Source organism: Frondihabitans sp. PhB188 (genome assembly GCF_003752365.1).
GTDB lineage: Bacteria > Actinomycetota > Actinomycetes > Actinomycetales > Microbacteriaceae > Frondihabitans.
Genome location: NZ_RJUO01000001.1, coordinates 731745 through 756457, shown reverse-complemented (window position 1 = coordinate 756457; position 24713 = coordinate 731745). Strand labels below are relative to the sequence as shown.

At 70.9% G+C, this 24713-nt stretch carries 28 protein-coding genes; 7 read left to right on the top strand and 21 right to left on the bottom strand.

Annotated elements, in window-relative coordinates:
* Positions 1-46: 46 nt before the first annotated feature.
* Positions 47-277 (top strand): hypothetical protein, encoded by a 231-nt coding sequence (locus EDF46_RS03545; RefSeq protein ID WP_123504873.1) that lies wholly within the window; start codon positions 47-49, stop codon positions 275-277.
* A gap of 253 nt (positions 278-530) precedes the next feature.
* On the opposite strand, the gene EDF46_RS03540 is transcribed toward EDF46_RS03545, so the two are convergent.
* On the bottom strand, positions 531-908 hold the full coding sequence (locus EDF46_RS03540) for a hypothetical protein (RefSeq protein ID WP_123504872.1): 378 nt from the start codon (positions 906-908) through the stop codon (positions 531-533).
* A 197-nt stretch (positions 909-1105) separates the two neighbouring features.
* On the opposite strand from EDF46_RS03540, the gene EDF46_RS03535 reads away from it, so the two are divergent.
* Positions 1106-1402, top strand: coding sequence for a DUF4193 family protein (locus EDF46_RS03535; protein ID WP_123504871.1), 297 nt, complete (start codon positions 1106-1108; stop codon positions 1400-1402).
* Between the two features lie 30 nt (positions 1403-1432).
* Here the strand turns inward: EDF46_RS03535 and EDF46_RS03530 are convergent, their stop codons facing one another.
* Together EDF46_RS03530 and EDF46_RS03525 are read right to left on the bottom strand one after the other, a co-directional pair.
* Complete coding sequence (locus tag EDF46_RS03530) at positions 1433-1762, bottom strand: multidrug efflux SMR transporter (protein WP_123505179.1); 330 nt, start codon at positions 1760-1762, stop codon at positions 1433-1435.
* 2 nt (positions 1763-1764) lie between these two features.
* Complete coding sequence (locus EDF46_RS03525) at positions 1765-2259, bottom strand: DinB family protein (RefSeq protein ID WP_123504870.1); 495 nt, start codon at positions 2257-2259, stop codon at positions 1765-1767.
* A gap of 189 nt (positions 2260-2448) precedes the next feature.
* Between EDF46_RS03525 and EDF46_RS03520 the strand changes: the two genes are divergently transcribed.
* A complete protein-coding gene (locus EDF46_RS03520; protein ID WP_123504869.1) occupies positions 2449-3876 on the top strand; it encodes an amidase in 1428 nt (475 codons plus the stop codon).
* A 21-nt stretch (positions 3877-3897) separates the two neighbouring features.
* On the opposite strand, the gene EDF46_RS03515 is transcribed toward EDF46_RS03520, so the two are convergent.
* Genes EDF46_RS03515 through EDF46_RS03495 form a run of 5 tightly spaced genes read right to left on the bottom strand, consistent with a single transcriptional unit; the run spans position 3898 to position 8802 of the window.
* Positions 3898-4680 (bottom strand): ABC transporter ATP-binding protein, encoded by a 783-nt coding sequence (locus tag EDF46_RS03515; RefSeq protein ID WP_123505178.1) that lies wholly within the window; start codon positions 4678-4680, stop codon positions 3898-3900.
* On the bottom strand, positions 4677-5471 hold the full coding sequence (locus tag EDF46_RS03510; protein WP_123504868.1) for an ABC transporter ATP-binding protein: 795 nt from the start codon (positions 5469-5471) through the stop codon (positions 4677-4679). The genes EDF46_RS03515 and EDF46_RS03510 overlap by 4 nt, the downstream gene beginning before the upstream one ends.
* Positions 5468-6331 carry an ABC transporter permease gene (locus EDF46_RS03505; RefSeq protein ID WP_123504867.1) on the bottom strand — a complete coding sequence of 288 codons (864 nt, stop codon included), beginning with the start codon at positions 6329-6331 and terminating at the stop codon, positions 5468-5470. The genes EDF46_RS03510 and EDF46_RS03505 overlap by 4 nt, the downstream gene beginning before the upstream one ends.
* Positions 6328-7281, bottom strand: coding sequence for an ABC transporter permease (locus tag EDF46_RS03500; RefSeq protein WP_123504866.1), 954 nt, complete (start codon positions 7279-7281; stop codon positions 6328-6330). Before EDF46_RS03500 ends, EDF46_RS03505 begins: the two co-directional genes overlap by 4 nt.
* Positions 7282-8802, bottom strand: a complete 1521-nt coding sequence (locus tag EDF46_RS03495) for an ABC transporter substrate-binding protein (RefSeq protein WP_123504865.1) — start codon at positions 8800-8802, stop codon at positions 7282-7284. It lies immediately after the preceding gene.
* Between the two features lie 241 nt (positions 8803-9043).
* Here EDF46_RS03495 and EDF46_RS03490 point away from each other — a divergent pair, with 241 nt between their 5' ends.
* Entirely contained in the window at positions 9044-9466 is a 423-nt protein-coding gene (locus EDF46_RS03490; protein ID WP_123504864.1) for an SIP domain-containing protein, read from the top strand.
* A gap of 120 nt (positions 9467-9586) precedes the next feature.
* Here the strand turns inward: EDF46_RS03490 and EDF46_RS03485 are convergent, their stop codons facing one another.
* From EDF46_RS03485 to EDF46_RS03445, 9 genes are all read right to left on the bottom strand, one after another.
* A complete protein-coding gene (locus EDF46_RS03485; RefSeq protein WP_123504863.1) occupies positions 9587-10381 on the bottom strand; it encodes an ABC transporter ATP-binding protein in 795 nt (264 codons plus the stop codon).
* Positions 10381-11472 carry an iron chelate uptake ABC transporter family permease subunit gene (locus tag EDF46_RS03480; RefSeq protein ID WP_123504862.1) on the bottom strand — a complete coding sequence of 364 codons (1092 nt, stop codon included), beginning with the start codon at positions 11470-11472 and terminating at the stop codon, positions 10381-10383. The genes EDF46_RS03485 and EDF46_RS03480 overlap by 1 nt, the downstream gene beginning before the upstream one ends.
* The gene (locus EDF46_RS03475) at positions 11469-12530 is read right to left on the bottom strand and encodes an iron ABC transporter permease (protein ID WP_123504861.1); all 1062 of its coding nucleotides are present in this window, start codon (positions 12528-12530) and stop codon (positions 11469-11471) included. Before EDF46_RS03475 ends, EDF46_RS03480 begins: the two co-directional genes overlap by 4 nt.
* Positions 12523-13572: an iron-siderophore ABC transporter substrate-binding protein gene (locus tag EDF46_RS03470; protein ID WP_123504860.1), complete on the bottom strand. Its 1050-nt coding sequence runs from the start codon at positions 13570-13572 to the stop codon at positions 12523-12525. The genes EDF46_RS03475 and EDF46_RS03470 overlap by 8 nt, the downstream gene beginning before the upstream one ends.
* 35 nt (positions 13573-13607) lie before the next feature.
* Positions 13608-14630, bottom strand: coding sequence for an iron-siderophore ABC transporter substrate-binding protein (locus EDF46_RS03465; RefSeq protein ID WP_123504859.1), 1023 nt, complete (start codon positions 14628-14630; stop codon positions 13608-13610).
* Positions 14631-14644: 14 nt separating this feature from the next.
* A complete protein-coding gene (locus EDF46_RS03460) occupies positions 14645-15562 on the bottom strand; it encodes a siderophore-interacting protein (protein WP_123504858.1) in 918 nt (305 codons plus the stop codon).
* A 208-nt stretch (positions 15563-15770) separates the two neighbouring features.
* Positions 15771-16598 carry an SDR family NAD(P)-dependent oxidoreductase gene (locus tag EDF46_RS03455; protein WP_123504857.1) on the bottom strand — a complete coding sequence of 276 codons (828 nt, stop codon included), beginning with the start codon at positions 16596-16598 and terminating at the stop codon, positions 15771-15773.
* Complete coding sequence (locus EDF46_RS03450; RefSeq protein WP_199738179.1) at positions 16595-16951, bottom strand: Fe-S oxidoreductase; 357 nt, start codon at positions 16949-16951, stop codon at positions 16595-16597. The genes EDF46_RS03455 and EDF46_RS03450 overlap by 4 nt, the downstream gene beginning before the upstream one ends.
* Complete coding sequence (locus tag EDF46_RS03445) at positions 16948-18354, bottom strand: NAD(P)/FAD-dependent oxidoreductase (protein WP_123504855.1); 1407 nt, start codon at positions 18352-18354, stop codon at positions 16948-16950. The genes EDF46_RS03450 and EDF46_RS03445 overlap by 4 nt, the downstream gene beginning before the upstream one ends.
* A 127-nt stretch (positions 18355-18481) precedes the next feature.
* On the opposite strand from EDF46_RS03445, the gene EDF46_RS03440 reads away from it, so the two are divergent.
* A complete protein-coding gene (locus EDF46_RS03440) occupies positions 18482-18655 on the top strand; it encodes a CsbD family protein (protein ID WP_123504854.1) in 174 nt (57 codons plus the stop codon).
* Between the two features lie 57 nt (positions 18656-18712).
* Here EDF46_RS03440 and EDF46_RS03435 read toward each other — a convergent pair whose 3' ends face one another.
* The 4 genes from EDF46_RS03435 to EDF46_RS18515 form a co-directional block, all read right to left on the bottom strand.
* The gene (locus EDF46_RS03435) at positions 18713-19567 is read right to left on the bottom strand and encodes a crotonase/enoyl-CoA hydratase family protein (RefSeq protein ID WP_123504853.1); all 855 of its coding nucleotides are present in this window, start codon (positions 19565-19567) and stop codon (positions 18713-18715) included.
* 111 nt (positions 19568-19678) lie between these two features.
* The gene (locus EDF46_RS03430; RefSeq protein WP_370454045.1) at positions 19679-20506 is read right to left on the bottom strand and encodes an arginase family protein; all 828 of its coding nucleotides are present in this window, start codon (positions 20504-20506) and stop codon (positions 19679-19681) included.
* 43 nt (positions 20507-20549) lie between these two features.
* Positions 20550-21308, bottom strand: coding sequence for a PspA/IM30 family protein (locus tag EDF46_RS03425; protein ID WP_123504851.1), 759 nt, complete (start codon positions 21306-21308; stop codon positions 20550-20552).
* A 48-nt stretch (positions 21309-21356) separates the two neighbouring features.
* Entirely contained in the window at positions 21357-23357 is a 2001-nt protein-coding gene (locus EDF46_RS18515) for a YgcG family protein (protein ID WP_199738178.1), read from the bottom strand.
* A 108-nt stretch (positions 23358-23465) separates the two neighbouring features.
* Here EDF46_RS18515 and EDF46_RS03410 point away from each other — a divergent pair, with 108 nt between their 5' ends.
* A complete protein-coding gene (locus EDF46_RS03410) occupies positions 23466-24332 on the top strand; it encodes a DMT family transporter (RefSeq protein ID WP_123505177.1) in 867 nt (288 codons plus the stop codon).
* Between the two features lie 163 nt (positions 24333-24495).
* Entirely contained in the window at positions 24496-24711 is a 216-nt protein-coding gene (locus EDF46_RS03405; protein ID WP_148061128.1) for a hypothetical protein, read from the top strand.
* Positions 24712-24713 lie beyond the last annotated feature (2 nt).

Genomic DNA, 24713 nt, shown 5'->3' with positions numbered 1-24713 from the left:
CGCTCGACCTCGCCGAGCTGAGGGACCTCATGGCGGCGGACGCCGCATGAGCGCCTACCTCCGCGAGAGGGGTATCGCGCCGGCTCGAATCGGCGTCTACCCCAAGCGATATGGACGCAGCTCGTTCCCGCGCACGGCCCAGCGGATCACCCAGAGCGACGTGCTCCAGGAGGAGCTTCGGCGCGGACCCGTTTCGGCTCCGGACCTCTGCTATGCCGACTTCTTCGTCTCGGCAGCCGCGGCGCCGACCCGGCTCGGCACCTCCAAGGTCGCCTGAGGCCTCCCTCCGCGCGGCCCGGCCGCGGTGCATCGAATACCTCTTGCCCATCCTGATCGACGACGACCAGGACTACGAGAAAGAACTCCCATGTCGAAGAACTCCATCCCCAGCCTGTCGCAGCTCGTCCACGAGGACCTCGTCGGCTACGTGTCCCAGCAGTTCGGCGAGATCACGAGCTGGACTGACGAAGACTGATTCGTCTCGTCCGGACTCCGCCCAGGTGTCTCATGCTCGTCTGGGCCGATCGGGCTCAGCGGACCCGGCTGTCTTGGGCCTCGCGCCAGATCGCCTCGGCCTGGGGGCGATCCAGGCGCATGCCGCGGGACATCAGATCGTGGACGACGTCGCCCTTGGTCACGCCGCACCAGGCGGGACTGCGGCAGGTGCACCGCTCGTCGTCGCCGGGTGAGAAGTCGTCGTCCGGCTGGCGTTCGACTCCCGGGTGCGGCGGGGTCGACTTCGCCGTGGTGACGACCGGGGGATTGGCGGCGGCCTCGGTGACGGCAGCCCGAGCGACCCGGCGGAGGAACAAGAGATTCTCCCGGACCTGCTTGCCGATCGGGGTGAGGGAGGCCGCGCGCACGGTGCGGGCGGAGATCCGTGCGGCAGCGTCGAGTCGTTCTCCCACGGGCTTCCCTTCCGTCCGGTCCGTCCAGACTACGGGCCCGGAAGCCTGATCGACCAGCCTCTTCCCGGTGCTGGAGCACGACTCGATACAGCCGTCGGCGAACATGGTCGGAGCACGGGCGACTACCCCTTATAGTTGCGGCGGGCAACAGGCCTGACGGGCGTTCCGCCCCCCGCACGACTTCGCAGGAGAACAGCATGGCAGCCGATTACGACGCACCCCGCAACGCCCCCGAGGGCGACAGCGACGACACTGTCCGCTCGCTGGCCGCGCGTGGTCCGCAGGCGACCGGTCTGGTCGCCGACCTCGACGACGGCGACGCCTCGGGCGGGTTCCAGCTCGACGCCACCGACGTCGACGAGGCGCTCGACGTCGTCGTGCTCCCGATGCAGGAGAACGAGTTCACCTGCGTCGAGTGCTTCCTGGTGCGCCCGCGCATCCAGCTCGACCACGAGTCGAAGCTGGGCCCGGTCTGCATCGAGTGCGCCTCCTAGCCTTCCGGCTCTCGTCACCGGGCGCGCGCCCTACTGGTGCGTGCCGCCCAGCTCCAGCAGACCGACTCCCGCGATGACGAGCACGATCCCGCCGATCTGCGTCAGGGTGAGCGGCTCATGGAACACCAGCCAGCTGATGGCTGCGACGAGCACGACCCCGACCCCCGCCCAGACGGCGTAGGCGACGCCGAGCGGCACGTCGGCGCGCAGGGTCTGCGACAGGAAGAAGAACGACGCCACGTAGCCCACGACGACCACGATGTACGGCCACCACGGGGCGTTCGGAAAGCTGACGACACGGAGGAACGTGGTCGCGACGACCTCGCTGACGATCGCGAGGGCCAAGAACAGGTAGCCCACGGTCACTCTCCCGTCACGCCGTCGAGCTGCTCGCGCAGGATGTCGACGTGACCCGCGTGGCGCGCCGTCTCCTCGATCAGGTGCAGCAGCACCCACCGGAGCGTGAACCGACCGTCGCGGGTCAGCGTGTCGAGCGGCACGTCGCGGATCGCATCGGAGGCCTCGTTGCACGCGGCCTCGTACTCGGCGAGGGCCGTCGCAAGCGTGGTTCCGGGCTCGATGCGGAACTCGCCGTCGGGGTCGGCCGAGTTCCAGCGCGTCTCGAACGGAAAGCCGAGCAGGTCGTCGAGGATCCAGCTGCGCTCGACGTCGGCCAGGTGCTGCAGCAGCCCGATGACGGTGGTGAGCGACGGCAGGGGGCGGGTCGCGGCGAGGGCGTCGGTGAGCCCCTCGGACTTCAGGGCGACGGTGGAGCGCTGGAACTGGAGGAACCCCTCGAGCATCGCGCGCTCGTCACCTGTCTCAGGAGCGTCGAGCCGGGGCAGAAGTGCAGTCATGGCGTCCACGGTATCGGCGGCGGGTGAAGCGCCGGTGCCGCCGGCATCCGGTATTCGTTTCTGGCCACTTTCCCTGGGCGTGAATTCACGCACGGGGAAAGTAGCCGGAGACGAACTCCCCTGGGTGCTCGGGCGCGTCTGTCGGCGCCTGCCGGATGCTCGTCGGGATCCGTGGCTAGGCTCGGACCGATGTTCGAACTCCACCACCTGAGCGCACAGGAGCAGTACGACTGGCTGCGACGCCGCGAGGTCACCCCGCGCGAGCTCGTCGACCACTACCTCGAGCGCATTGAGCGCATCGATCCCGGTGTCGGCGCGTTCGTCACCGTGACGGCCGACGCCGCACGCGAACGCGCCGACGCCCTGGGCGCCGCGGGTTCGACGACGGCGCCTCTGTGGGGTCTCCCGCTCGCCGACAAAGACCTGACCGACCGGGCCGGCGTCCCGACCTGGTCGGGGTCGCGGTTCTCGCGCGGCCGCATCCCGGCGCACTCGGCCGGCGTGGTCGAGGCGGTCGACGAGGCGGGCGCCATCAGCCTCGGCAAGACCGCGACCCCGGAGTTCGGCATGACCTCGTACACCGAGACGCTCATCGGCCCGCCGACGCGGAACCCCTACGACGTCGCGGCGAACGCAGGCGGCTCGAGCGGGGGCGCCGCGGCGGCCGTCGCGGCCGGTCTCCTGCCGTTCGCCCCGGGGTCGGACGGCGGCGGATCGATCCGGATCCCCGCCGCGGCGACAGGCCTCGTCGGCCTCAAGCCCTCGCGCGGGCGGGTGCCGTCGCAGTCGGGCATCACCAGCCTCGGCGGGCTCGCCGTCGGGGGCCCGATCAGCAGGAACTGCGCTGACGCGGGCATGCTCCTGGACGCACTCGTCGCTCCCGACTCCGCCGCCCCCCGCGACCAGTACGCGCTCCGGGCGCCCTCCGGCGACTCGTTCTCGTTCCTGGCGGCGGCCGTGCGCGGCGAGGGACGCTTCCGGATCGCCACCACGACCACGTCGCCGTGGGACGACGCCTACGACGTGCGCGTCGACCCCGCCGTGCTCGCCGCCCTCGACCTCGCGATGGACCACCTGGCGGCCGTCGGGCACGAGGTCGAGCCGGACGCCGTGCGCGTTCCGGTCGGGGAGTACGCGACCCACTTCCGCACGCTCTGGCAGGCCGGCGCCGCGACGATCCCGGCCGAGGGCGACGATCTCGACCTGCTCGAGCCCCTGACGCGCTGGCTCGTCGAGCGGGGGCGGGCGCTCTCGGCCCGCGACCTCGCGACGGCCCTCGCCGGGCTGACCGCCTACGAGCGCACGGTGATCGCCGACTTCGCGCCGTACGACGCCGTCCTGACTCCCACTGTCGCGCTCCTGCCGCGCCCGAACGGCTGGTACGACGCCGTCGATGGGGAGCGCAACTTCGAGCAGCAGTGCCTCTACGCGCCGTTCACCTCGTTCGTCAACGTCGCAGGCCTGCCCGCCATCACGCTGCCGGTGGCCGAGCACGACGGCGTGCCCGTAGGCGTCCAGCTCGTCGGGCGACCGGGCCGCGAGGACGTCCTGCTCGCGATCGGCGCGCAGCTGGAGCGCCGCCTGAAGTGGCAGCGCCGGCACCCGCCGCAGTGGTAGCAGCTGGATCGCAACCGCCGTTCAGTCGAGCGTCGGCACCGCCGCGATGAGCTTCTGCGTGTAGGGGTCCTGCGGCGACCGCAGGACGTCCGACGTCGCCCCCTGCTCGACGATCCGCCCGCCGTTCATCACGGCGACGCGGTCGGCGAGGTGGTCCACGAGGCCGAGGTCGTGCGAGACGATCAGCAGGGCCAGGCCCATCTCGTCGCGGAGCTCGGCGAGCAGCTCCAGGATCTGCGCCCGCACCGTCACGTCGAGCGCGCTGAGCGGCTCGTCGCCGACGAGCAGCCGTGGGCCGTGCACGAGCGCCCGGGCCAATGCGATGCGCTGCCGCTGGCCGCCGCTGAACTCGTACGGGTAGCGGTCGAGGACGGCCATCGTCAGCCCGACCCGGTCGAGCGTCTCGATGACGGTCGCCGTGTGGTTGCCGGGGATGTCGAGGGCGCGCAGCGGCTCGGAGACGATGTCGAGCACGCGCATGCGGGGGTCGAGCGACGCGTACGGGTCCTGCAGCACGACGCCGGTCTGGCGACGGAACCACCGCAGCGACGACGCCGTGCCGGGCGCGATCGGCCGGCCGTCGAACTCGACGGTGCCGGCAGTCGCCCGATCCAGCGCCAGCAGGATCCTCACGAGCGTCGACTTGCCTGAGCCGGATTCCCCGATCAGCCCGACGCTCTCGCCGACCCCGACCGACAGCGATGCGTCGACGACGGCGTGCCGCACGACGCCGGGGGTGAAGAGGGTCTGGCGGGGGAGCACGAAGTCGCGGCCGATGCCGATGCCGACGAGGAGCGGGGTCACGATGCCCTCCACGTGGTGGCGCGGGCGGCTGCGACGAGGCCCTGCGTCACCGGGTGCTCGGCACCACGCAGGATGCCGTCGACTGTTCCGCGCTCGACGGCGCGCCCGTGCGAGAGCACGACGACGTCGGAGGTGATCCTCGCGAGCACGGCGAGGTCGTGCGTCACGAACACGAGAGAGGCTCCGCGCTCGTCCACCAGCCGCTGGAAGAGGTCGAGGATCGCCGCCTGGGTGGTGACGTCGAGCGCCGTGGTGGGCTCGTCGGCGAGGATCAGCGCCGGCCGGCAGGCGAGCGCGATGGCGATGCCGACCCGCTGCCGCTGGCCGCCCGAGAGCTGGTGCGGGTAGAGGCGCGTGATCTGCGCAGGATCGGGCAGCCCGACCTCGGCCGCCGCGTCGACGGCCCGCTCCAGTGCGTCCCTCCGCGACAGGCCCTCGTGCAGCCGGAGCGGCTCGCCGATCTGGCGGCCGATCGTGTGGAGCGGGTTCAGCGCGGCGAGCGGGTCTTGGAACACCATGCCGATCTGGCGGCCCCGTACGCGCGCGAGCTCGCGCTCGGACAGCCCGACGAGCTCGCGGCCGTCGAGCCGGACGCTGCCGGCGACCACGGCGTCGGCGGGGGCCAGGCCGACGAGCGACAGGATGCTCAGCGACTTGCCCGAGCCGGACTCGCCGATGAGGCCGAGTCGCTCGCCGGTGGCGACGGAGAACGAGAGGTCGTCGACGACGCGGCGTCCGCCGATGTCGATCGAGAGTCCAGAGACCTCCAGGCCTGCTGCTTCCGGGCTCATGCGATCGCCTCCGAGGTCGCTCGCCGGGCGCGCAGCCGCGGATCGGTGGCGTCGCGCAGCGCGTCGCCGAGCAGGTTGAAGGCGAGCACCGTGAGCGTGATGGCGGCGCCGGGCCAGACGACGCTGCCGGGATGGATCGCGATGTAGACCTGCAGGTCGTTGAGCAGCCGGCCCCACGACGCCGTCGACGCGGAGGCTCCGTAGCCGAGGTACGACAGGCCCGCCTCGGCGAGGATCGACGTCGCCATGGCCAGCGACAGCTGCACGACGAAGACCGGCGCGACGTTCGGCAGGATGTGGCGGCCGAGCACGCCGGCCGAGCCGACACCGCTCGCGCGGGCCGCGAGCACGTAGTCGGTCCGGCCCACGCGGCGGATCTCGCCGCGCGATACCCGAGCGATGTTCACGCCGTAGCCGATCCCGACCGCCGTGATCACGACGCCGAGCGACCCGCCGAGGATCGACGACAGCAGCATCGCGATCAGGATCGTCGGGAACGCGATGAGGATGTCGATCAGCACCGCGGTCGACTCGCGCACCCACCGTGCCGTGAGCGACCCGAGCGCGGCCAGGCCGATCCCGACGAGCGACGCGAGCACTCCGGCCAGCGCAGCGACGACGACCGTGGTGCGGGTGGCGGCGAACACGTAGCTGAAGATGTCGCGGCCGATGCCGTCGGTGCCGAACAGGTGGTTCAGGGACGGCGTCTGCCACGCCGAGTACGGGTCGGTGTCGAACGGGTCGTGGGGAGTCCACACGCTCGACACGACGGCCGCGACGACGAGGAGCACGATCCAGGCGGCCGCGGCGACGCCGGCGGGGCGCCGGAGGAGTTCCTGCGCCCAGGAATGCTTGGTCACTCGCCCGGCTCCCTCAGTCGCGGGTCGACCGCGCGGTGCACGAGGTCGACGATGAATCCGAGAATCAGCACGAGGCCGGTCAGAGCGAGCAGCTCGCCCTGCACCTTCGTCAGGTCGCGGACGCCGACGTCGGCGACGAGCATGCGGCCGACGCCCGGAAGCGCGAACAGCTGCTCGACCAGCACGGCGCCCACCAGCAGCGCGGCCATCTGCACGCCCAGCACCGACACGACGCTCAGCAGCACGTTCGGCAGCCCGTGCGTCAGGACCGCGCGGGTGCGGGTCATGCCCTTGGCGGCCGCGGTGCGCACGTAGTCCTCGTCGAGGGCGCCGAGCGTCGCCGACCGCGTGAAGCGCAGGATCACCGCGCCCTCGATGATCCCGATCGTCAGAGCCGGCAGCAGCAGGCTCCGGAGCGCCCTGCCGGGCTCGGCCCAGCCGTCGCTCGGGTAGCCCTGCGTGGGCAGGAGCTTGAGTGCGACGGCGAACACCGCGATGAGGATCATGCCACCCCAGACGGCAGGAACTGCGGCCAGTGCCTGCGCCACCACCGACAGGGCCGTGCCCTCGGGCCGCCGGTTCCTCACCGCCGCCACCACGCCGAGCGGAATGCCGACGAGCAGGCCGATCACCAGCGACATCCCCGCGAGCGGCAGCGTCACGGTCAGCTTCTGCAGCAGCTGCGACGACACCGACGAGCCGGTGACGAGCGACGTGCCGAGGTCGCCGTGCAGCATCCCGGCCAGCCAGTCCAGGTACTGCACCGGCAGCGGGCGGTCGAGGCCGAGCTGCGTCCGGATCGCGGCGACCTGCGCGGCGGTGCCCTGGGTGCCGGCGATCACCTGGGCGACATCGCCGGTCAGGAGCCGCAGGGTGAAGAAGATCAGGGCGCTGGCGACGACCAGGCCGATGACCAGCAGCACCAGCCGCGACAGGACGAAGCGGAACACTTACGACTTCGCGAGATTGGCCAGGTCGAGGCGCGCCGAGGTCGATGACGTCGGGAAGCCGGTCACGCCGTCGTGGATCGCGGTCAGGGTGGTCGCCGTGTACAGCCAGTCGGCCGCCGCGTCGTCCGAGACGATCTTGGCGGCCTCGGCGAGCTTCTCGTCGACGACGGTCTGATCGGTGGCCGCGAGCGACTCTGCGTACAGCTCCTGCACCTTCGTGTTGTCGTAGCCGAAGTAGTACTTCGGGTTCGCCCAGTTGCCGAAGTCATGCGACTCGGCGTGGTTTACGATGCTCAGCTGGTAGTCGTGCTTCACCAGGACGTTGTTGATCCAGGTCGTGAAGTCGGTCTGCTTGACGGTCAGCGTGATGCCGACCTTCTTGAGCTGCGACGTCAGCACGTCGCCGAGCGAGGCCGGGTAGAAGTTCGCGTACGTGAGGCTGAGCTTCAGGTTCGTCGCACCCGCCGCCTTCAGGAGCTTCCTCGCGTCGTCGGGGTCGTACGAGTCGACGCTCGTGAGGTCGTCGTAGCCGGGGTCGAGCTCGGGGATGGGCCCGCCCTGCTCGACGCCGGAGCCGCCGACTGCCGTGATGATGGCCTTGCTGTCGATGGCCTCGCGGATCGCCTTCCGCACCCGGATGTCGGTGAACGGCGCCTCGGCGTTGTTGAAGGCGAGCGTGTACTTGTCGGTGGTCTTGCCCGACTTCAGCGAGATGCCGTCGACGCCGGTCAGCTGCGACTTCAGCGTCGCGTCGACGGCGGTCTGCACGTCGACGTCGCCCGAGATGACGGCGTTGATGGCGGCGGACGCCTGCGTGTAGTACCTGAAGGTCACGCCGGCGACCTTGGCCTTCGTGCCCCAGTAGTCCGAGAACCGCTTCAGCTGGATGTTGTCACCCTGCTTCCAGCTCGCGAGCGTGTAGGGGCCGGTGCCGTTGGCCGTCGTCTTCAGGTCGTTGGTCGCGGCCTCCTCGAGCACGAGCCCGGCGCGCCCGCTCAGTGCCCACAGCAGGTTGGAGTCGGGCTCGGAGAGCTTTAGGACGACCGTGTCGGCGTCGGGGGAGCTGATCGACTTGACGGCGGCGAGGTCGGCCGTGTTCTGGAACGTCGCAGTGTCCTTGACCTGCTGGAGCGACCAGACCACGTCGGCGGCCGTCAGGTCGGCGCCGTCGTGGAACCTCACGCCCTGGTGGAGGGTGAACGTGTAGGTGAGGCCGTCGCTCGAGACCGTGTGCTTCGTGGCGAGGACGTCGACGATGTCGTTGGTCGAGGTGCGGCCGACGAGACCCTGGTAGACGTTGTCGATCAGGACCTGGTCGAGGGCGATGCCGGCGGTGGTGCGGATGTCGAGGTCGGTGGGCTCGAGCACGAGGCCGACGTTCACGACGGCGGCGGCGTCGGGCTTGCCGGTCTCGCCGGTCGTGCCGCCGGACGAGCAGCCCGCCACGACGAGGGCGGTGGCGACAGCGAGCGAGGCGGCCGCGAGAAGCCGCTTGGGGAGAGGGAAGCGAGCAGAGCTCATCAGTGAAGCAGACCTTTCGGGACGGGTGTGGACGCCGGGAGACCCGTGTCGCTTGTGAACACCGGGTCGCTGCGGACCATTCCGTCGCTGCTGAACGGATGATCGCCCCCGCCGATGATCACTGCTGAACCGTCGGCCTTGGAGAAATTACCACGGTGTCGAGAGATCGTCCGTGAGTTTGCCCCGACAAGTCGGCCAGTGACTGGCGCAATAGGTAAGGCTTACCTATTCTTGGAGCACAATGTTCCTCGCCAGTCGCACCCCCGAGCTCCAGCCGTCGGCCACCCGCATCTTCTTCGCCGGCGACACGTCGTCCATCGACGACATCCAGACGATGCTCGAGGTCCTCCCCATCTGCGCTCGAGGCCAGGTCTTCATCGAGGTCGCCGACGCCGGCGAGATCGTGCCCGTCACGGCACCCGGCCGCGTGTCGATCACCTGGCTCGATCGGTCGCGTCGCTCCGGCCGTCCCGGCACGGGCGAGCGCTGCCTCCCCGGCGTCGCCCTCGACCGAGCCGTGCGCGCGTGGATCGGCGAGTTCTTCGTCGAGCGGGCCGACCTCGTCGACAGCGACTACGTCTTCTGGCTCGGCGGCCCGACGTCGTTCGCCTACGACCTGCGCCACGACCTCGGCGAGCTCTTCGACGCGGCCCCGGCCCTCTAGGTCGGGTCGGGCGGGGGCGCGCCAGTTCCTGCGCCCTGGCTGGTGTGCGACGTGGTCTTTTCGGCTCGGCCCCGCCCAATCGGCTCAGCCCTGCCGAAGAGTCGGCGGGGCTGAGCCGTTTCAGCGGGCCTGGGCCGTGGGAGCCGCCAGCGGCACCACCATCGGCGTGTGGGTCTGCGGGTCGTCGATGATCTCGCACGGCAGGCCGAAGACGTCCTCGACGAGCGGTGCTGTGAGCACCTCGCCCGGGGTGCCCGACGCCACGATCACGCCGGCCTTCATCACGACGAGGTGCGTGGCGTAGCGCGCCGCCTGGTTGAGGTCGTGCAGCACGGCGACGAGGGTGCGCCCCTCTCGGTGGAGGCGCGCGCACAGCTCGAGCACCTCGTACTGGTGCGCGATGTCGAGGAACGTCGTCGGCTCGTCGAGAAGCAGCAGCTCCGTCTCCTGCGCAAGGGCCATGGCGATCCACGCGCGCTGGCGCTGGCCGCCCGACAGCTCCGAGACGTGGCGGTCGGCGAGCTCGGCCACGCCGGTTGCGACCAGAGCCGCCTCGACGGCCTGCTCGTCGGCGTGCGACCACTGCCGGAACACGCCCTGGTGCGGGAAGCGCCCTCGGCCGACAAGGTCGCGCACCGTGATCGATTCGGGCGCGATCGGGCTCTGCGGCAGCATGCCGACGCGCTTGGCGACGTCTTTGCTGCGATACGACGACAGCGGCCGGCCGTCCAGCGTGACCGTGCCGGCCTGCGGCTTCAGCGTCCGCGCGAGCGCCTTGAGCAGCGTCGACTTGCCGCACGCGTTGGGCCCGATGATCACGGTGAGCTCGCCGTCGGGGACGTCGAACGACAGGTCCTCCGCGACGACGCGCTCGTCGTACCCCAGTCGGAGTCCTGCGGCAGAGAGAATTGCCATCAGACGGTGCCTTTCTTCCATTCGCGAACGAGCAGGTAGCCCAGGTAGACGCCGCCGACGAGGGCCGTGAGCAGGCCGACCGGCAGCTGCACGCCGAACGGCGACTGCTGCACGAGGAGGTCGGCGGCCGTCATGATGACGGCGCCCATGAGGCCTGAGAGGAGGATCCCGGCGCCGGGAGCCTTGGCGAGACGGCGAGCGACCTGCGGGGCGGTCAGCGCGACGAACGCGATCGGCCCGGTGGCCGAGACGGCGCCCGTGGCCAGGCCGATCGCGACGAGCACGACGAGCGACCGGGTGAGCGTGGTGCGGCCGCCGAGGGAATCGGCCAGCTCGTCGCCCATCTCGACCAGGTCGAGGCGGCGGCTCAGCAGCAGCGCGCACGGCACCAGCACCGCGACCGTGAGGCCCGAGATCGCGACGTCGCTCCACTGCCGGTCGGCGAACGTGCCGCTGATGTAGGTGGCGAGCGTCGTCGCCTCCTGCTGGCCGGCGCGCGTCAGCACGAACTGCACGAACGCGACGGCCATCGCCGACACCCCGATGCCGACGAGGATCATCCGCCCGGGCGACGAGAACCCGCGTCCGGTGCCGAGCCAGACCAGGCCCATGGCGGCGAGCGCGCCGACGAGCGCGCCGGCCGGTACCGGGATCAGTCCGGGGATCAGAAGCCCGAAGCAGGCCGCCCCCGCACTCGCGCCCGCGCCGAGCCCGATCACGTCGGGGGAGCCGAGCGGGTTGCGCGTCACCGTCTGGAACAGGGCGCCGGCGACTCCGAGGGCGGCACCCGTCGCGATGGCGGTGATCAGTCGAGGCCCGCGCAGCACGTTCAGCACGAACTCGGTGCGTCCCGGGGCCGGGTCGACGATCGCGCGGGGCAGCTCGGCGAGCGGCACGCCGAGGGTGCCGAGAGTCAGCGTCAGGAGCGTCAGCACCAGCAGCCCGAGCGCGAGGATCGCACCGACGACCACCGAGCGGCGGCGCACCGGCAGGCTGAGCCACGTTCCCATGCGCAGCACGGGTCGCGGTGAGACGGGGCCCTGGCGCAGGAACTGGCCCGACCCCGTGCAGCGCGAGCTCGGCGCGCTCATTCGCGCCCCCGCATCCGCCGCACGGCCCAGAGCAGCACGGGCGCGCCGAGGAAGGCCGTCACCACCCCCACCTCCAGCTCTTGCGGGCTCGCCACGACGCGGCCGATCACGTCGGCGAGCAGCAGCAGCGCCGGCCCGAGCAGAGCGCTGAACGGCAGCAGCCAGCGGTGGTCGCCGCCGGCGAAGCTGCGGATGATGTGCGGGACGGCGAGCCCGATGAACGCGATGGGTCCGACGGCGGCCGTCGAGCCGGCGCAGAGCAGTGCGGCGGCGAGCCCGCCGATGATGCGGGTGCGGCCGATCTTGGCGCCGAGGGCCGTGGCCGTGTCGTCGCCGAGGGCGAGCGCGTTCAGGGAGCCGGGCAGGGTCAGCGTCAGCAGGAACCCCGCCACGAGGTAGGGGAGCACCTCGAGGATCACACCGGGGTCGCGCCCGGCGAGCGAGCCGAGGACCCAGAAGCGGTAGCTGTTGAACGCCGCCGGGTGGGTGAGGGTGACCGCCTGGATGTAGGCGGAGAGTACGGCGCTGATCACGGCGCCGGCCAGCACGAGCTTCACGGGCGTCGCCCCGCGGCGGCTGGAGCCCAGGGCGTACACGGCGACGACCGCGACGAGAGCGCCCGGCAGGGCGAGAAGGATGCGCGTCGACCCGTTGCCGATGCCGAAGAACGCGAGGCCGGTGACGATGGCCGCGGCGGCGCCGACGTTGACGCCCAGCAGACCGGGGTCGCCGAGCGGGTTGCGGGTGAGACCCTGCACGATCACCCCGGAGACGGCGAGGGCCGCGCCGACCAGCAGGCCGAGTACCGTGCGGGGGATGCGGCTCTGAACGACGGTGTCGTCGTAGGTCGTGCCGGGGTGGAGCAGGGCGTTCCACACCGTCGGCAGGGGCACGTAGTGCGTGCCGACCGCGACGCTGAGAAGCGTCGCGAGGGCGAGCACGCCGGCCGCCAGGAACAGGGCCGGGACGAGCGTGCGGGCGGCGGGCCCCGACGCCCGGCGAGGGCCCGGCGACGTGCGCCGGGCCCTCGGGGTGGTCGTCGAGAGGGTGTCAGCCAACCTTCGAGGCCGCCTCGGTGATCAGCGGCACGTACTCGTCGATCGCATACGGCACGCTGAGCGGGGTGATGAAGGTGGTGCCCATGACGAACTGCGGGTCCGTCGACGACACGACCGAGCCGCGCTTGATCGCGGGGATCGACGCGATGAGCGGCTGCTCGTCGATCTCGGCCTTGTTCGCCTTGTCGTAGTACCAGGTGAAGACGATGTCGGTCGAGTCGAGCAGGTCGGACTTCTCCAGGCCCAGCGTCGCGAGATAGGAGCCCGATCCCGAGTCGGCCTTCGCCGACTTCATCACGCTGCTCTCGGTGAGTCCCATCGCCTTGATCAGGGCCACGCGGGGGTCGCCGTCGAGATAGACGGCCAGACGGCCGGGCTCGCCCATCGACGCGTACGTGAAGGTCAGCTTCGAGAAGTCGGGGTGGTCGGCCTTGACGGCGGCCAGGCGGGTCGTTATCTCGTCGACCTTCTCGGCGGCGAGCTTCGGCTTGCCGAGCGCCTTGCCGATGGTCTCGATCTGGGTGTCCCACGGGGTGAGCCAGGCCTTGCCCGGGTACGCGACGGTCGGCGCGAGGGCGCTGAGCGTCTTGTACTGCTTGTCGGTGATGCCCGACTGCACGGCGATGATGAGGCCGGGGTTCAGCTCGGCCAGCTTCGTCATGTCGATGTCGGGGTAGACGTCGAAGGTCTCGGGCTGCGTGCCGCCCATCTTCGTGATCGCCTTCGAGACCCAGGGGTAGTCGTCGTTGGAGTCCTGCCCGTAGGTCACCTTCTCGATGCCGACGGGGACGACCCCGAGCGAGACGACCGTGTCGGCCGAGCCCCAGCCGATCGTGACGACGCGCTTCGGTGCGGACTCGATGGTCGTGCTGCCGAGAGTCGAGTCGAGCGTGACCGGGAAGGCTCCGGCCTCGGCCCCGGCGCTCGAGCTGCTCTCGGTGGAGGACGGCGACGCGGACGTGCTGCAGCCGGCCAGGGCCAGGGCGAGCCCTGCGGCGACGGCGACCGCGGCGGCGAGGCGGCGGGGGAGGGAGGTGTGCATGCTGTTCTCTCGGGTGGTGGGGAGCAGGTCGGGAATCAGAGCGCGTCGATGGCGCGGTGGATCATGCCGACGTAGTCGTCGACGACGTACGGAACGGTCAGCGGGGTGATCAGGCTCGACGCCGTCACGAACGACTGGTCGCTCGTCGAGACCAGCGAGCCGCGCTCGACGGCCGGGATCGCCCCGTATAGCGGCTGCGCCTCGATCTGCTTCTTCGACGCCGCGTCGCTGTAGAACGTGAAGATGAGGTCGGTGTCGTCGAACAGGTCGGCCTTCTCGAGGCCCAGCACGGACGAGGCCGTGCCCTCGGTGACCGGCTGCTCGGCGACGACGGGATCGATTCGCAGGCCCATCTTCGACAGGATCGCCGCGCGCGGCTCGTTCTCCTGGAAGACGCCGAGCGCTCCGACCTCGCCCGTGTAGAGGTACGCGAAGCTGTGATCGGCGAACTCGGGATTCTCGGTCGCGACCGCCGCCAGCCGTGCGTCGATGTCGTCGACGAGGTCGTCGGCGTCGTCGCTCTGGCCGAGCGCCTGGCCGATGATCTCGATCTGGTCGTCCCACGCGGTGCTCCAGGCGTCGCCCGGGTACGCCACGGTCGGCGCGAGGGCGCTCAGGGTGTCGAACTGCTTCTGCGACAGGCCCGACTGCGGTGCGAGGATCACGTCGGGGTCGAGCTCGACGATCGACTCGACGTCGATCTCGGGCGTCGACGTGATCAGCTCGGGCAGGTCGTCGCCGGCTTTCTCGACGGCGGTGCGGAACCAGGGCTGGTAGCCGTCGGAGTCGCCTCCCCAGGTGTCGATCTCGACGCCGACGGGTGTCGTTCCGAGGGCGAAGACCGTGTCGGCGGAACCCTGGCCGAGCGTGACGACACGCTTCGGCTTCTCCGGGATGACGGCGTCGCCCAACGACGACTCGATGGTGACGGGGAAGCTGCCGCAGGCAGTTCCTGCGCCCTCTGTGGTGTCGTCGGGGGCGCAGCCCGTCAGGGCGGCGGCCAGCAGCGCGATGCCTGCGACGAGCGCGCCCTTCTTCACATCCGTGCTCGTCCTCACATCCGTGCTCGTCCTCACATCTCCGCCTTTCCGACGCGCCAGTAGCCCATGAAGGCCACCTGCGAGCGGTCGATGCCGACCTCGGAGACCAGGAATCGCCGCAGCGTCTTGATCGCCTGCGCCTCGCCGGCCAGCCAGGCGTAGAACTCCCCGGTCAGGTCGCGGCCCTGGGGCACCTCCCACAGGATGTCGTGGTCGACGTCGACGTCGGCCAATGTGGCGGAGTCGATCGGCTTGCCGTGGTGCGTCGCCGTCAGGTACCGGCTCGTCCAGTCGCGGACGGCGTCGATGAGGGGAGCTCCGTACGACGCCTCGTCGCGAGCCAGCCAGTGCACGTCGACACCCGCCGGCTTCGTCAGGTCGAGGATGTCGGCCGCCGTCGGGACCTCCAGGAACGCGCAGCCCCGGGCGTCGTCCGGCAGCTGCTCGAGAATCGCCGAGATCGCAGGAACTGCTGTCTCGTCTCCGGCCAGCAGCGTCGTCGCGGCGCCCGCCGGCTTCCACTCGATGCCGCTGCCCGTCCACCCGCTCGTGCCGTCGGGCCCGATCAGCATCATGTCGTCGCCGACCCCGGCGTGGTTCGCCCAGGCCGAGGCGGGCCCGGTGTCGCCGTGCGAGACGAAGTCGACGTCGACCTCGCGCTCGGCCCGGCGGATACGGCGGGCCGTGTAGGTGCGGAACGAGTTGCGCTCGTGGTCGGGCAGCTGGCGCCATTCGCCGTACCAGTCGTCGCTCGTCGGGAACGAGTCGTACCCGGTCGCCTCGGTGGGCAGGACGATCTTGATGCGTTGATCCAGGCCCTCGTCGCCGAAGTCGACGAGGTCGTCTCCGTGGAAGGTGATGCGGACGAAGCTCGGGCTGAGTCGCTGGACTCGCTTGACCGAGACTCGGAAGGCGCGGTGCGCCGGACGGGTCGGGGTGGAAGTTAGCACACCCTAACTATGGCATGCCTTACCTAACCGCCTCGACCCGGGTCTCTCGATGTGGAGGCTCTTCGGAGGGTGTCGCGCTCGGCCGCGTCGCCGCTCGCCCCGCCGAAGCGGCTTGTCCCCGCCGTCGCGCAGGCGGGCGCGTGCCGATTCGGCAGGGCGCCGTACCGGAGCGGAGGGGGTGAGCCGTTCCAGCGGCGCCAAGCTCAGGTCAGACGGCCGCCGGCAGCCCCACCAGCTCGGACGACTTGTTCCAGACGACCTCGGCGAGCTCGACGTTGCGCGCCTGCGGCGACTGAAGGCCCCCGGGCTTGAGCTGATCGAAGTAGGTGCCGCTCGCGACGCCGATCGTGGTGGGTCCGGCCAGCTGGATCAGCGGCACGGCTCCGGCGTCGGCCGAGATGCCGTAGTTGCCGTTCGTCAGGAGGTTGACCATGCGCATCGACCGCGAATCGCGACCGAACCCCGTCGACACGAACCCGGGGTGAAACGCGAACGCCTTGACGGGGGAGCGGCGCGCCAGCTGCGAGATGAACATGTTCGTGAGCAGCTTGCTGGTGCCGTACGCACCCCAGCCGCCGAGCCAGGGGCGCTTGGCCCAGTTCAGGTCGTCGAGCCGCACCTGGCCGAAGAAGTTCGCCGTGCTCGAGGTCGACACGACGCGCCCGCCCGATTCGACGATCCGGTCGAGAAGCAGACGGGTGAGCAGGAACGGCGCGAGGTGGTTCGACTGGAGTGTCCGCTCGAAGCCGTCCGCCGTCGTCGAGCGCTGGCTCACGAGGCCGCCCGCGTTGTTGGCGAGCACGTCGATGCGGGGGTGGGCCGCCAGGAGTTCCTGCGCCAGCGACCTCACATCGTCGAGCCGGTCGAAGTCGCACACGTGCGCCTCGCCGCCCACGTCGCGGGCCACCTGCTCGGTGCGCTGCCGGTCGCGGCCGACCACGACGAGCTCGGCACCGCCTTCGGCGAGGGCGATCGCAGCCTTGCGGCCGATGCCGCTCGAGGCTCCGGTCACGACGATGGTGCGGGGTGCGGTCATCGGTAGCCGCCCTTCTCGAGGCCTGCCTCGATCTCAAAGCGATTGTTCAGAGGGTCCTGGCCGGCGATGCCGTAGAGCAGAGGCATGAGCAGGCCGTAGCGCTGCCACTGGCGCACGTGCACGGCCTCGTGCTCGAGGACTTCCGGCCCGAAGTTGCTTCGAGTCAGGTAGACGCGGCCGACGCAGGTGCCGCCGCGCCGGAACACCCCCCTCGGCAGGCCGCTGCAGACGATGAGGTCGCCGACGAAGCGCACACGGCCGGTGCTCAGGGGCACGCCGATCGCCAGGCCGATGACCGTGGCGATGGCGCAGCCCGCCCGGGAGACCGGGGAGTCGAGGAGGGGGTTCTTCACTCCGGACGGCCGTAGGCGTCGAGCAGGCGGAGCCAGATCTCGCTGACGGTCGGGTACGAGGGAACAGCGTGCCAGAGGCGGTCGATCGGGACTTCGGCGACGACGGCGACGGTGGCGGCGTGCAGCAGATCGGACACCTCGGGGCCGACGAACGTCGCTCCGACGAGGACCTTGCGCGACTCGTCGACGACGATGCGCGCCTGGCCCTTGTACGTGTCGGACTTCAGCGACGACCCGGCCAACGCGGCGAGGTCGTAGTCGACGACCTTGAGGTCGATGCCCTGCTTAGCGGCGGCGTCGGCGGTGAGCCCGATGCTCGCGACCTCGGGGCTGGTGAAGGTGACCTGGGGCACGGCGGCGTGGTCGGCGGTCGCCACATGGGCGCCCCACGGCTCGGCCTGGACGGGCTTGCCGAGGGCCCTCGCGGCGATGACCTCGCCGGCGGCGCGCGCCTGGTACTTGCCCTGATGGGTCAGGAGGGCGCGGTGGTTGACGTCGCCGACGGCGTAAAGCCAGTCGGTGCCGTGCACGAGCAGGGTGTCGTCGACCTCGAGCCACTCTCCCGGAGTGAGGCCGACGTTCTCCACGCCGAGGTCGCCCGTGCGGGGCACTCGGCCGGTCGCGACGAGGATCTCGTCGGTGACGACCACGGAGCCGTCGTCGAGCGTCGTCTCGACGAGCCCGTGCTCGGTGCGGAGCACGGAGGTCGGCGACTGGCCGAGGCGGAGGTCGACGCCGAGCTCGCCGAGCGACTCGCCGACGAGCTCGCCGGCGAAGGGCTCCTGCCCGCCGAGCAGGCCGCTGCGGGCGACGAGCGTGACCTTGGCGCCGAGCTGCTGGTAGGCCGTCGCCATCTCGGCCGCGACGACGCCGCCGCCGACGATGAGGATGCTCGAGGGGACGACCTTGACGCTCGTGGCCTCGCGGCTGGTCCACGGCTTCGCGTCGAGCAGCCCGGGGATGTCGGGGAGGAGCGCAGCGGAGCCGGTGACGGCCGCGACAGCGTGGGTCGCCGTGTAGACGGTGCCGTCGATGGTGACCTCCTTGACCCCGGTGATGACCGCGTGGCCGCGGATGAGGTCGATGCCGGCGCTCGAGACCCAGTCGGCCTGCGACGAGTCGTCCCAGTTGCTGGTGAACGAGTCGCGGCGGTTCAGGACCGCCTGCACGTCGAGCTCGCCGGTGACGGCCTCGCGTGCGCCGCCCACGGCCTTGGCCGCGTCGAGCGCGGTGCTGCTCATCAGGAGCGCCTTCGAGGGCATGCAGGCCCAGTAGGAGCACTCGCCGCCGACCAGCTCCGCCTCGACGAGGGCGACCTTGAGGCCGCTGCGGGTGGCGTAGTCGGCCACGTTCTCTCCGACGGCGCCGGCGCCGATCACGATCAGGTCATAGGTAGTCGTCATGTAGTGACCGTATCGCCCGCGTGATTGCGGCGCCCTGCCAAATCCTGAGAGCGAGGGGGACACTCCGGGGTAACGTCCACGGCATCGATGACGACCGTCATCACCCGCAGCGCAATTGGAGGATCGCATGGCACTCGGAGACAAGATCCAGAACGCAGCCCAGGACGTCGCCGGCAAGGCCAAAGAGGCCGTCGGCAAGGCCACGGACAACCCCGACCTCGAGGCCGAGGGACACTCCGACCAGGCCAAGTCATCCGTCAAGCAGGCCGGCGAAGACGTCAAGGACGCATTCAAGTCCTGATTCGTCCGCACTGCACTACCGCGAAGCCCGTCCCGTCCTGGGGCGGGCTTCGCCGTGTCAGCGCCCGATGAAGGTCGCGTCGCCGCGAGCCTGGAACGACTTCATGCCGATGGCGGCGTCCTCCGTGGCGAGCAGGCGAACGAGCTCCGACTGCAGGATCGCGTGCGCCGCCGCCTCGCCCGACGACTCGGCGAGATGCGCGTTCGCGAGCACGGCCTGGACGGCCAGCGGCGCGGCCATCCTGGCGATCCGATGGGCGATGTCGTAGGCGCGGTTGTAGATCTGATCGTTCAGCACGACCTCCTGCACGAGGCCGATCCGCAGTGCCTCGCGCGCGTCGAAGAGGTCTCCGGTGAGCATCCACCGCATGGCGTTGCCCCAGCCGACTCGGGCCGGGAAGCGCGTGGTGGCTCCGCCGAAGGGCAGGATCCCGCGCCGCACCTCCATCTGGCCGAACCTCGCGTTCTTGCCGGCGACCACGATGTCGCTGACCAGCGCGAGCTCGACACCGAGGGTGAGGCAGGTGCCCTGCACCGCGAGGACGACGGGCTTCGTGAGCTGCACCCCGTCGACCTGCCACGGGTTGATGCCGCCCTCGGGCACCGCGTCGAGGCCCTCGGGGGTGATCGCTGCCGCGACATTGCCGAGGTCGAGGCCGGCGGTGAAGTGCTCGCCCCGCGCAGACACAAGTCCGCACCACAGGTCGGGGTCGGACTCGAGGCGACCGTAGGCGAGCGCGAGCTCGTGCAGCATCCGGAGGTCGGCCGCGTTGCGTTTCTCCTCGCGGTCGAGTCCGATCAGCAGGACGTGGCCGTCGACCTCGACGGTCACGCGGGGACGGTCGTCGTCGAGCGCGGCGAGCTGGGACTTGGTGCGGGGCGCGTGGGCGCCGGGAGGCGGGGCGGGGCTCATGGGTCGATGCTACGGCCGCTCGGCGCGCAGGACTCGGGCCGAACCAGCCCGAGCAGGGATCCGCGGGGCGAAGACGGGCGAGATCGCCACGCGAGCCAGGACGAGATGCGCCTAGCGGGCCAGGGCGCCGATGACCCGCAGGATGGTCCCGAGGTCGTCCGCCGCAGACTCGGCCGTGGCCGGCGCGAACGAGCAGATGCCGGCCCCCACGAGCTCGAAGCGCTCGCGCAGGGCTCCGATGGTCGCGACGAGAGTCGCCGGCTCCAGCCCGAACGGCTGCGGGTCGAGCAAGCCGCCGAAGGAGCTGGGATCGAGCACGTCGAGATCGATATGGATGTAGACCGACGTGGCGCCGCTCGCGGCGACGGCGTCGACGACGTCGGCCGGGTCGAGCTCGAAGGCGCTGACGCTGCGGATTCCCTGCTCGTCGGCCCAGGTGTCCTCGGCATCGTCGTAGCTGCGGGTGCCGGCGAGCACGACGCGTCCTGGTGCGAGGGGAACCGCCGCCGGCTCGAAGCCGCCCGAGCTGAGCTCGGCGTCGGCGCGCCCGAGCAGCGCGCCGACCACCATGCCGCTGAACGCCCCGCTCTCGCTCGAGTCGGGGGAGTGCAGGTCGGGGTGCGCGTCGAACCACACGACGCAGGTGTCGTCGCGGAGCGCGTGGCGTACCGCCGCGAACTCGACACCGCAGTCGCCGCCGACCACCAAAGCGGTCTCGGGCGATCGCTGAAGCTCGTCGGTGAGAGCATGTGCCACGGACGCCACCGCCGAGAGGCGATGGATCGTGGTGCCGAGGGCGTCCCCGGCACCGACGGGCACCTCGACCATCGCGCTGGCCTTCGACGGAAGGTCGCCGAAGATGGCACCCGCGCCGTCGGACAGCCTCATGGCACGCGGCGAGGGCGACCCCTGCCACTGCGGAACTGCGACGAACCTCACGATCGACAGTCTGGCACGCCGGAGCGCCGCGGTGGCAGAGGCTCTACGAGCCGAGCGGCTTCGAGTCCCAGTGCTCGACGGGTGCGGCGCCGCCGCCCAGTTTTAGCTGAGCCAGCCGCGCCTCGACCTCGGTCTGCGCGTCGAGGTTCTCGAGGCTCTCGAACTGCGCGTCGAGGCTCGACGACTGGAGCTCCTGCTGGCCCATGACCTTCGCCTCCTCGCGTCGGATCTTGTCCTCGAAGCGGCCCAGGTCGCTCGTGGGGTCCATCACGTTGATGCTGCCGATGGCGTCGTTCACCTTCGACTGGGCGTCGGCCATCTTGGAGCGGGCGACGAGCTCGTTGCGCTTGCTGCTGAGCTCGGTGAGCTTCTGCTCCATGTTCGTCAGGCCGGCCTTGAGCTTGTCGACGACCTGATTCTGCTGGGCGATGGTCGGCTCGGCGTCCTTCGCCTCCTTCTCGGACGACATCTGGCGGCCGATCGCGACCTTGGCGAGCGCGTCGAACTTGTCGGCCTCCGCAGCCTGGCCGCCGGTGCGGAGCTCGTCGGCCTTCTTGCTGGCGGCCAGGGCCTTGGTGCCCCAGTCGGCCGCGGCGTCGACATCCTCCTTGTGGTCCTGCTCGAGCAGGCGGAGGTTGCCGATCGTCTCGGCGACGGCGCTCTTGGCGTCGGCGATGTTGTTCGTGTAGTCGCGGACCAGCTGGTCGAGCATGAGCTGGGGGTCTTCCGCCTGATCGATCAGGTTGTTGATGTTGGCCTTCGTGAGCTGCGCGATGCGCCCGAAGATCGACTGCTTTGCCATCGGTGTTCCCTTTCGTCTGTGTCCGGTTATCTGTAGGTGAATCTCGGGTCAGAAGCGTCCACCGCTGGAACTGCGGCCGCCGCCGCCGCCCCCGCCGCCCCCGCCGAAGCCGCCCCCTCCGCCGAAGCCGCCGCCCCCGCCGCCTCCGTTGAGGAGCCCGCCGATGATGACGCCCGTCAGGATGCCGCCCAGGTTCGCTCCGCCTGTTCCGCGGCCCGCGCCGCCGCCGAGGAGCCCACCGCCTCCGCCGAACATGCCCTGCTGCTGATAGCTGCCCACCTCGGAGTCGGCGTCGCGCAGGGCGGCATCGGCCATGGCCGCGGCCTGCTGGGCCTCGGCGACCGCCGTCTGCGGATCGGTCGTCGCGAGGCTGACGGCCGCGCCGAGGTGGCGCTCGGCCTCCGACAGGCGGGTCCGGGGCCCTGCGCTGATCGCGCCGCGGCGCGTCTCGATGAAGTCGCGCGCCTGGCTGATCTGCCCGCGCGCCGCGAGGAGCGCCTGGTCGAGTGCCTGCTGCGCGCGCTTCTGCGAGACCTGGGCGTCGCGGACCTTCGTCATCGCGGCGTCGATCTTCGTGTTGGCGGTGGTCAGGCGGTCGAGCACGGTCAGCGGATCGTCGGGCGTCGCTTCGGCGAATGCGAGAGCGGCGCGGACGACCGAGACGGCTCCCGGCAGGTCGGTCCCGGCGGTGGCTGACTGCGGAGCCGATCCGGCGGTCTGGAGGTCGGACTGCAGGTCGGCGACCGCCGCGCTGATCGTGCTCTGTGCCGTGCGCAGCGACTCGCCGGCCGTGTCGACGGCGCCGAGAAGCTGCTCGACCTGAGTCAGGGCCTGACGGCCCTGAGCGACAGAGCCGACGGCCTCGCCCCGCTTGTCCGCGCTGATCTGGCCGTCCGCCTGCGCCGCGGCCTGGTCGGCGAAGTCGAGCAGACGGTCGGCCTGGTCGGGATTGCCGGCGATGCTGCTGACCGCCTTCGCGGAGTACGTGCTGGTCAGGGAGGCGACGGCGGTGTCGGCGTCCGCGGCGCGCTGCCGGAGGGCGGCGGTGTCGGTGCGGAGCGCGGCCGCATCCTTCTCGACCGTTGCCTCGGACGCCCGGAGCTTGTCGTAGGCCTCGGACTGGGCGGCGATGTCGGCGTGCGCCCCCTCGCAGAGCGCGATGATGCGCTCGGTCCACTCCCGCTTCTGCTGCGGCGTCTCGGGGACGGAGTCGTCGAGCTTCTGGCGAAGCTCGAAGGCCTCCCTCGCCTTTGCCTTAGCCGCCTCGACGGCCGCGGCGAACGGAGCCGCGGCGGCGTCTCCGAACTGGGCGGAGGCGAAGCCGACCTCCTGGGAGGCCTGGGTGATCTGGTCGTCGATGCCGACGAGCAGCTCGCCGGCCCTGCGGTCGAGGCCCTGCTGCGACTCCGCTGCCGAGGCGGCCGCGGCCCTCCGGGAGCGGCTCCGCCTGACGACGACCAGCACGACGATCAACGCGACCACGATGACGACGACCAGGAGGACGATCGGGACCCAGCTGAGGTCGGCCGGACCCTTCGCGTCGTCGATTCCGCTGGTGAAGGCCGTGGCGGCGGCCGCCCAGTCTCCGGCCTGGAGCTGGGGAACGAGGTCGTCCTTCTCGATCGAGGCGAGCTGGGAGTCCGACAGGGAGGCGCCGGAGTCCTTCGAGACGTCGTAGAGCTTGCTCTGAACCGCGACCGAAAGGAGGATGTCCTCCTGACCGAGCGAGTTGACGCTCGCGGTCTCGGCTCCCCACGCCGCGCGGTCGCTCGGATCCGTGAAGGTCGGCACGAACGCCACGAGCACCGTGATGCCGGTGTCGGTCTGCGTCTTCTTGATCGCCGCGGTCAGCGACGCCTCGTCAGAGGCGCTCAGCGCATTGGCGGAGTCGACGACGTACGCGCCCTGGAAGTCGACCGGAGCGGTGGCGTGCGCCGCCGACGCGGGCAGCACGATCGCGGCGAGGGCCGCGCCGACCAGTGCGGCGAGGACCGCCAGCCGGGTCGTGACGCGAGGCGCCCGGTCGTCTCGAAGCGCCTTGCCGATCACGTGTCTCCCCAGATTCGAACAGCTCGGCGGGCCGACGTCGCCGCCGGATCCCGCCCTTGCCCCGGATTCTAGCCACGCGGGGTGTCGCGGGTGTGGGTTAATTGGCAGGTGCTCCGCATCCCCGCCCCGCTCCTCGCCGTGGCGGCGATCCTCTCGGTCCAGTTCGGCAGTGCCTGGGCCCGCACGCACTTCGATGCCGTGGGCCCGACGGGTGCGGCGACCCTGCGGCTGGTGTTCGCGGCGGTCATCCTGCTGGCCGTCGTCCGGCCGAAGGTGCGCTCGTGGAAGCGGCAGCAGTGGCTTGCGGCCGTCGTGCTCGGCCTCGCTCTCGCCGGCATGAACTCGCTCATCTACCTCGCGCTCGCCCGCATTCCGCTCGGCGTGGCCGTGACGCTCGAGTTCACCGGCCCGCTCGTGCTCGCTCTGGTGCAGACGCGGCGAATCCGCGACGCGCTCTGGGCGGCGCTGGCCTTCGCCGGCGTCGTGCTGCTCGGCGTCGGATCGACCGGGCAGGTCGCTCTCGCGGGAGTCCTGCTCGCATTCGGCGCCGCGGCGTTCTGGGCGACGTACATCATCGCGAACTCGCGGGCCGGCAGGGCCATCGAGGGGATCGACGGCCTGGCGGTGGCGGCGACGGTCGCCGCTGTCGTCGTTGCCCCCTTCGGAGCCGGGCAGGCCGCCGACGCCATCGTCGGCGAGCCGTCCCTCGTGCTCGTCTTCGTCGTCGTGGCGGTCCTGACCTCGGCGCTGCCGTACGCCCTCGAGATGGTCGCCCTCCGGCGGCTCAGCACCCGCGTCTTCGGCGTGCTCTCGAGTCTGGGCCCGGGCGTCGCCGCCCTCGCCGGCTTCCTCGTCGTCGGCCAGGCCCTCGATGTCCGGGAGATCGTCGCGCTCGCTCTCGTGACAGCGGCGAGCGTCGGCGTGACACTCGGAAGCGGTCGAGAGCCGCCGGCACCCCACCCCGTTGCCGGATGACCACGTTGTCGTGAGCGCTCACCTGAGCGTCCCCCGGAAATACGGGGCACGACGGGGGTTTTTGCGCGCGGACCCAGTGCTTTGTACCCCGGTGTCGGGGTACTCTTCGACATAGACCACCTCGGATTGTCCCGGGGCGACAACGATGTTGACGGAGAAGACAATGGGAGCAGTATTGGAGCGCACGTCCCGAGCGGAGATCGTGCCCCTGGGAGACGGCTACAGCCGGGTCTCGACGCCCACGGCGGGCGTGATCGGATTCATCCGCGAGAACGAGGGCCGATTCGAGGTCCTCCGAGGCCGCGTTCGCAGTGCGACACGCGCCGAGGGTGCCTACGGCTCGCTCGACGTCGCCGTGATCGCTCTGACCTACAGCTGAAA